We start from the raw sequence: 7,486 nt of genomic DNA, 5'->3' as shown, positions 1-7,486 counted from the left end.
ACAGGTACCTGTGGGAGCCGGCTTGCCGGCGATAGGGCCAGTGGACCATCAGGCGCGCTGTGGCACGCCTTTCTGGCCTGGCCGACGGTTCGGCGCCATGCCGTTGGCCAGCAGGGTTTCTTCCACGGTCGCGTACTGCTCGCCGATGCGGTAGATCGCACGGGCTTCCTTGCCGCTGGCAATTTCACGGCCCAGTTCGTGAGCCACGCGCACGGTCTGCTGGATCTGCTGCACCGAGCTGAACCGCTTGCCGTGCTGGTCGATGATGGTGTCTTCGATGCCGCAGCGCGGGTGCAGGCCCATGGCCAAGGCCATCATGTTGAACGGCAGCACGTTCTTGAGCAGCGATTCGGCGGTCAGGGTGCAGCCGTCCGGCGCACGGTTGACGAAGTTGAAGAAGTTCATCGGGTTCGGGCCGTCGAAGCCACCGCCGATGCCGATCCAGGTCAGGTTCAGCGGGCCTTTGTAGACGCCTTTGCGCACCAGGCGCTCGAGGGTTTCATAGGCGTGGATGCCGGTCAGCTGGAAGTGCGGCTGGATACCGCTGGCCTGCAGGCGACGCAGGTGCTCTTCGACCCAGGCCGGGCCCGCAGGCACGGTCATTTCACTATAGGCTGCCTGGATTGCCGGGCTGGAAAGCGAGGTACCTTCCAGGTATTCCGGGTACAGCAGCTCCATGATGTTCATCTGGGTGGTGTTGATCGCCACCGTCACCTGGTCTGGCTTGGGCGTAAGGTCCGCCAGCATGTGACGGGTGTCGTCGCTCAGCCATTTGGCCGCTTCACCCTCGCCTTCCGGGGCGAAGGAGATCGAGCCACCGACCTGGATGATCATGTCCGGTACGGCTTCGCGCACACCGGCGATCAGCTCGTTGAACTTGGACAGGCGCTTGGAGCCGGTGCCATCGAGTTCACGTACGTGCAGGTGGAGCACGGTGGCGCCGGCCTCATAGCAATCGACTGCCTTTTGCACCTGCTCATCCATGGTGACCGGGATGTCTTCAGGGAAGTCGTCGGGCATCCACTCCGGGCCATAAGGGGCCACGGTGATTACCACCTTTTCCATGTTTTCCGGGTGCAGCGAGTCGTCGAAGAATTGCATGTCTAATCCTCAATCTTGTTCTTTTACGGTCAGAAAGTCGCGTCGCCGATGATCCCGGCACGTTCCATCTTGCGGTGGCAGGCGGGGTAATCCATGACGGCGTAGTGCTGGGTGCTGCGGTTGTCCCAGATGGCGATGCTGTTGGGCTTCCAGCGCCAGCGCACCTGGTACTCAGGGATGTACGCCTGGCTGACCAGGTAGCGCAGCAGTTCGCCGGCCCCGGGGTTGGCGTCCTGGCCGAAACGCACGCGCTCGGGGGTGTGGTAGTTGCTGAAATGGGTGGCGAAGGCGTTGACGAACAGCACCTTCTCGCCGGTTTCCGGGTGGGTGCGCACCACCGGGTGCTCGGCGTCGGGGAAGCGGGCCTTGAGGGCCAGGCGCTGCTCGATCGGCATGGCCGCGCCGAAGCTCGCCTCGATGCTGTGGCGGGCGCGCAGCCCTTCGATGCGAGCCTTGATATCGGCCGGCAGGTTGTCGTAGGCCAGCACCATGTTGGTCCACATGGTGTCACCGCCCACCGACGGCGCTTCCACGCAGCGCAGCACGCAGCCCATCGGCGGAATTTCACGCCAGGTGGCATCGGTGTGCCAGGCGTTCTCGTAACGGTCCGCCGGGGTTTCCGGGGACTTGTAGATTTGCACCAGGCCCGGGTGCTCCGGGTCGCTGCCGGCCACCGGGTGGTCTTCCAGCTCGCCGAAGCGGCGGGCGAACGCCACGTGCTCGGCGCGGCTGATGTCCTGATCGCGCAGGAACAGCACCCGGTGCTTGAGCAACTGGGCACGGATCTCGGCAAACAGCCCGTCATCGTGAATCGCATCGGCCAACTTGACGTTGACCAGCTCGGCACCGATGGCGCAGGTCAATTGTTCGACTTGCATGACAACGCCCTCCTCAGATGACGAAGATCGACGAGCCGGTGGTCTTGCGCGATTCCAGGTCACGGTGCGCCTGGACCGCGTCCTGCAGGGCGTAGTGCTGGTTGATCTCGATCTTGATGCGCCCGCTGCCCACGTGACCGAACAGCTCGCCTGCCAGGGCAGACTTCTCGGCCGGGTCGGCGATGTAGTCGGCCAGTGCCGGACGGGTCAGGAACAACGAGCCCTTCATCGCCAGGATCTGCGGGTCGAACGGTTCGATGGTGCCGGACGCCGTGCCCACGCACACCATCAGGCCACGGCGCTTGAGCGAGTCCAGCGAGCCCATGAAGGTGTTGCGCCCGACGCTGTCGAACACCACGTTGACGCCAACGCCATCGGTCAGCTCACGCACGCGCTTGGCCACGTCTTCATGGCTGTAGTTGATGGTGTGATCGCAACCATGGGCGCGTGCCACTTCGGCCTTGGCGTCGGTGGAGACGGTGCCGATCACGGTCAGGCCCAGCAGCTTGGCCCACTGCGAAACGATCAGGCCGACACCACCGGCCGCTGCGTGCAGCAGGATGCTGTCACCGGGCTTGAAGTCGTACAGGCGACGCATCAGGTACGACGCAGTGAGGCCACGCATGGTCATGGCTGCGGCGGTTTCGAAGGCGATGGTTTCCGGCAGCTTGATCAGCGGCGCGGCGGGGATGATGCGCTCGGTGCTGTAGGCGCCGAGGGTATTCATGAAGCCGGTGTAGGTGACCCGGTCACCGACCGCTACATGCGTGACGCCCTCGCCGACCGCCTGGACCACGCCGGACGCTTCCACGCCCATGCCATTGGCCAGCGGAATCGGGTAGGTGCCGTTGCGGAAATAGGTGTCGGCGTAGTTCAGGCCAACCGCCACGTGACGCAGGCGAACCTGCCCCGGGCCCGGTTCGCCGACTTCGACGTCTTCGTAGCGCAGGACCTCAGGGCCCCCGGTTTCGTAGAAACGTACCGCTTTGGCCATGCCAATTCTCCCTTCTTGTAGTTCTTGTTGAACAGCAACATTCGTTATGGAGGGCAATTTAGGCCGTTGCGCCTTGCGGCGCTTATCATCGGACGACAACGATTTTTCAGTTCATGACAGCGCCCCCGGTTTCAGCGCCAGGCGCTGCCGGGGGCTCCCGTTACAGAGGCTCAGAACGCCGAGATGCCGCCGTCCACGGCAATCGCCTGGCCGGTCATGTAGCTGTTCTCCCTGGCGCACAGCATCAGCATCGCCGCGACGATTTCCTCGGGCGTGCCGAGGCGCTTCATCGGTGAACCCTGGGCGAGAAAATCCTGCTGCTCGCCCACTTCGCTTTCGGTGACCATGGGCGTTGCGCTGTAGAACGGGCACAGGGCGTTGACGCGAATCCCCCGGCGGGCATATTCGACCGCTGCGGTGCGGGTCAGCCCGACCACCGCGTGCTTGGCCGCCGCGTAGGCGGCGAGCTTGGGCGCGCCACCGAGTCCGGCCATGGAGGCGATGTTGAGGATGACCCCGCCCCCCTGCTCCAGCATCTGGCGGATCTGCTGCTGCATGCAGAAGAACACCCCCTTGGTGTTGACCGCGTGGCTGCGGTCGAGCTCTTCTTCGGTGGTGTCGATGAAGCGCTTCATCGGCGTCAGGATGCCGGCATTGTTGACCCCCACATCGAGGCGGCCGAAGGTGCTGATGGCCGCTTCCACCAACGCCTTGACCTGCGCCTCGCGGGTCACGTCGCACGGCACCGCCAGCACCGCAGCGCCGGCTTCGCGCAAGGCCCCGGCCACCCGCTCCAGGCCCGCCACGTCACGGTCGCCCAGCACCAGCCGGGCACCCAGCCCGGCCAGGCGTTGGGCCAGCAACGCACCAAAGCCGCTGGCGGCGCCGGTGATCATCACCACCTGGTCGCGATAGCTGTCGAGGTTCATCCGGCCACCCCCGTGGCGTGGCGGGCGAGGATCTTCTTCGAAAGGCTCATGCGGTGCACTTCGTTAGGGCCGTCGTAGATGCGGAAGCTGCGCGCATCGCGGAAGATCCGCTCGACGATCGACTCACCCGTGACGCCCTGCCCGCCCAGCACCTGCACGCAGCGGTCGATCACCCGCCAGATGGCCTCGGAGCTGAGCACCTTGGCCATGCTCGACTCGAAGTTGCCGCGTTCGCCCTGGTCCAGCACCCAGGCGCAGTGCCAGATCGACAGGCGCGTGGTATGCAGGTCCATTTCGTTGTCGGCCAGCATGAAGCCAACGCCCTGGTGCTCACCCAGCGGCTTGCCGAACGACACCCGCCGGTTGGCATAGCCACAGGCTTCGTCATGGGCGCGGCGCGCCTGGCCCAGCCAGCGCATGCAGTGGGTCAGGCGGGCCGGGGCCAGGCGCACCTGGGCATAACGGAAACCCTTGCCCACTTCGCCCAGCACATCGCTGGCCGGAATGCGCAGGTTGTCGAAGCGCAGCACTGCGTGGCCGCCGCTGAAGCAGCTGTCCAGCGAGTCCATCATGCGTTCGAGGACGAAGCCGGGGCGGTCGGTATCGGTGAGGAACATGGTCGCGCTGCCATCCTCCATGCGCGCCATGATGATCGCCATCTGCGCGCCTTCGGCCCCGGTGATGAACCATTTCTGGCCATTGATGATGTAGTCGTCGCCGTCACGCACGGCCTGGGTGGTGAGCATCGACGGATCGGAGCCGGCGCCCGGGCTCGGCTCGGTCATGGCGAAGCACGAACGGATCCGGCCCTGCACCAGCGGCTTGAGCCAGCGGTCCTTCTGCGCAGGCGTGGCGACCTGTTCCAGCAGGTGGATATTGCCTTCGTCCGGTGCGTGGATGTTCAGGGCCACCGGCCCCAGCGTCGAATAGCCGGCCTCTTCGAAGACGATCGCCTTCTCGATGTGGCTCAAGCCCAGCCCACCCATTTCGCGCGAGGCATGCGGGGTCAGCAGGCCGTGTTCACGGGCCTGGTCGAGCAGCACCTGGCGCAGCTCGGCCGAAGGGCCGTGGGGCGTCTGGCGCGGGTCACGCTCCAGGGGGATGACGACTTCGGCGACGAATTGCCGGACTTTGGCTTGCAGGGCGAGCAACTCGGCGGACAGAGCGAAATTCATGGCGGTGTTCCTTGTAGGCAAATGGGGTCAGGCGTGCAGGCGGCGCGGGTCGATGGAGGCGTGTACATGCTCCATGACGGTCTGGTCGATCGTCGCCTTGCCCGGGTCGTAGGCTGAGTAGTTGAGGGTGCGGATGTAGGCGCGCAGCACCTGGGTGCCGACCATGTCTATATCGACGATGTTCAGGCAGGCCGGGTCCTGCTCGAAGGCGGCCAGGGCACCGAGCCCGGCACCGCAGGCCCAGGCCAGGAGGATGCGATTGACCGCGTCGTGGCTCACCAGCAGCAGCGACGACCAGTCCGGTTCTTCCAGCAACTGCTGGAAACTGCCCAGCACCCGTTGCTGGAACGCCGCCCACGGCTCGCCGCGCAAAAAGGCCGCGTCCGGGCGGTCGGCCAATTGATAGGCCTGGGCCACTTCGCGGTGCAGGCATTCGCGGGGGATTTCCCGCAGGCGCCCGGCGCGTATTTCGCGCAATTCGGCGCGCTCCTCCACCGCCAGCGCACGGCCGCCCAGCAAGTGGTCGAGGGTCTGCCGGGTGCGCGGGTAGTCCGAGCAGACCGCGCGGTCGAACCGCGTCTGTGCCAGCACCTCGCCCAAGGCCTGGGCCTGGGTCACGCCCTTGGCCGACAACGGCACACTGCGCGGGTCGAGCGGGCGGCCGCTGGCGTCGAAGTAGTCGACATGGCCATGCCGCACCAGGTAGCAGCGGCGGCGCCGCACGGGCTGGACGAGCGCTTCAGTCATGGGTCAGCACCTTCGGGTTGCTGATGCCGAGCTGCGCCCGGTTGATGGCGCGCAAGGCCGAGAGCAGGCTGGCACGGGCCTCGCCTGCCTGGTCATAGGCACCTTGGCGAATCTGCCGGGCCAGCACGGCGCGGGCTTGCTCGGGCGTAGCCGGCACCTCGCCGTGCAGCGCCAGCAGGCCGGCCATGGCCTGGCGTTCGATGTCGGCACAGGCCGCCGCCTGGGCCAGCTCACGGCTGGCGATCTGCATGGCGCTGGCCACCATCCGCGCTTCGTAGTGCAACGGCGCCGGCAATGCCGGCAACAAGTGCTTGAGCAGCGTGTCGCGCGCGGTGACTAGCAGGTCTTGGGCATCGGGCTGGTTCATGCGCGGCCTCCTTGGGTGAGTAGCAGCAGTTCCTGTTCCAGTTCACTGACCATGCGCCCGGTCAAGGCCAGCTCCAGCGAGCGCTGCTGGCCGGAGACATGGCGCTCGGCCTGCTGCAGGGCGATCACCGCCCAGCGCAGGTGGGCCATGACCTGCCAGAAGCGCAGCGTTTCGCTGTCCAGGTCCAGTGCCGACACGCTGCGGTAGCCGGCGAGCAGGTCGTCCAGCCGGCCGATGCCGCCCGCCGCCAGGTCCGGGCGGGCGAACCGCCAGCAACGCGCGGTGAACCAGCCAAGGTCCTCGCACGGGTCGCCCCAGCCGGCGAACTCCCAGTCCAGCACGCCGCAGAGCTCACCGCCCTCGACCATGTAGTTGCCGGTGCGGTAGTCGCGGTGGATCAGGCAGGCCGGCAAAGGCGCAGGCTTGTTCAGCTCGCACCAGCGCAAGCCCCACTCGATGACCGGGTGGCTACCCGGCAAGGCATCGAGGTAACCACGGTACTGGTCGACGCTGGCCTGTACCGCATCGGCCACCGGCGCGGGCAGGAACCCCAGCGCCGCTTGTGGCGGGCGCAGCTGGTGCAGGCGTGCAAGGTTCGCCCCAAGCGCCCGGCACAGCGCCGGGTTGCCCTCGGGCGTGGCCTGGGCGGTGGTCAGGCGGTGGCCGCTGGCGCTTCCGGCCAGGGCCTGCATGATGAAGAAATCGCGCCCGATCACCTGGGGTGCCTGGCACAGCCACAGCGGCTCGGGCACCTTGACGCCCACCTGGTGGACAGCACTGAGCACGGCGAACTCCTGCTCGCGGCTCATGCTGGCGGCCACGGCGGAGGCCGCGTCGGTGCGCAGCACCCAACGCTGTGGGGTACCGGCTACCTCGGCTTCGAGCAGCCAGTTCTCCTGAATGGCGCCACCCGACAGACGTTCGCTGCGGGTGATGCGCACTGGCTGACCGTGAAGGCGTTCCTGTAGATAGGCAGACAGCACCTCATGGGCGTCTGCGACGTCGATGCGAGCACTGGCTTGCTGCACGAAATGACTGCTTGGCATGGTCGGTCCAACTCACTGTTCACACGTGCCAATGGCCATTGCAAGATGATTGCCAGTTTGTGTTTGCTCTTATAAATACGTTAGAAATCAATGTATTGGAGATAATTCTCCGGCATGTGGACCGTGTTCTAGCGCACGTGTGAACAGCGTTGTTTCAAAGTTGAAACCGCTGTTCATCCCTGCACTCGACAGGCGATTTTCATTGCCGGTGAGATCGCGCGCCGCCCGCGCGGCGCATCGCGAGCAAGC

At 65.9% G+C, this 7,486-nt stretch carries 8 protein-coding genes; all 8 read right to left on the bottom strand.

Annotated features, from left to right (window positions below; translation table 11 throughout):
• Window positions 1-48 precede the first annotated feature (48 nt).
• The 8 genes from PMI38_RS20405 to PMI38_RS20370 all read right to left on the bottom strand — a co-directional run bounded on the left by PMI38_RS20405 (window position 49) and on the right by PMI38_RS20370 (window position 7,237).
• A complete protein-coding gene (locus PMI38_RS20405; protein ID WP_008098025.1) occupies window positions 49-1,101 on the bottom strand; it encodes a 3-keto-5-aminohexanoate cleavage protein in 1,053 nt (350 codons plus the stop codon).
• Between the two features lie 29 nt (window positions 1,102-1,130).
• Entirely contained in the window at window positions 1,131-1,979 is an 849-nt protein-coding gene (locus tag PMI38_RS20400) for a TauD/TfdA dioxygenase family protein (RefSeq protein ID WP_008098023.1), read from the bottom strand.
• A gap of 13 nt (window positions 1,980-1,992) precedes the next feature.
• The gene (locus PMI38_RS20395; RefSeq protein ID WP_008098021.1) at window positions 1,993-2,973 is read right to left on the bottom strand and encodes a quinone oxidoreductase family protein; all 981 of its coding nucleotides are present in this window, start codon (window positions 2,971-2,973) and stop codon (window positions 1,993-1,995) included.
• Window positions 2,974-3,143: 170 nt separating this feature from the next.
• Window positions 3,144-3,902 (bottom strand): SDR family NAD(P)-dependent oxidoreductase, encoded by a 759-nt coding sequence (locus tag PMI38_RS20390; RefSeq protein WP_008098019.1) that lies wholly within the window; start codon window positions 3,900-3,902, stop codon window positions 3,144-3,146.
• A complete protein-coding gene (locus tag PMI38_RS20385; RefSeq protein ID WP_008098017.1) occupies window positions 3,899-5,077 on the bottom strand; it encodes an acyl-CoA dehydrogenase family protein in 1,179 nt (392 codons plus the stop codon). The genes PMI38_RS20390 and PMI38_RS20385 overlap by 4 nt, the downstream gene beginning before the upstream one ends.
• Before the next feature lie 27 nt (window positions 5,078-5,104).
• Entirely contained in the window at window positions 5,105-5,824 is a 720-nt protein-coding gene (locus PMI38_RS20380) for a histidine phosphatase family protein (protein WP_008098015.1), read from the bottom strand.
• Window positions 5,817-6,191, bottom strand: coding sequence for a DUF6285 domain-containing protein (locus tag PMI38_RS20375; protein ID WP_008098014.1), 375 nt, complete (start codon window positions 6,189-6,191; stop codon window positions 5,817-5,819). The genes PMI38_RS20380 and PMI38_RS20375 overlap by 8 nt, the downstream gene beginning before the upstream one ends.
• Window positions 6,188-7,237, bottom strand: a complete 1,050-nt coding sequence (locus tag PMI38_RS20370) for a phosphotransferase family protein (protein ID WP_008098012.1) — start codon at window positions 7,235-7,237, stop codon at window positions 6,188-6,190. Before PMI38_RS20370 ends, PMI38_RS20375 begins: the two co-directional genes overlap by 4 nt.
• Between the last annotated feature and the right edge of the window lie 249 nt (window positions 7,238-7,486).

It is taken from the genome of Pseudomonas sp. GM84, from assembly GCF_000282535.1.
Classification (GTDB): Bacteria; Pseudomonadota; Gammaproteobacteria; order Pseudomonadales; family Pseudomonadaceae; genus Aquipseudomonas.
The sequence above is the reverse complement of the archived record's forward strand: the minus strand, read 5'-3'. Positions and strand labels throughout refer to the sequence as shown.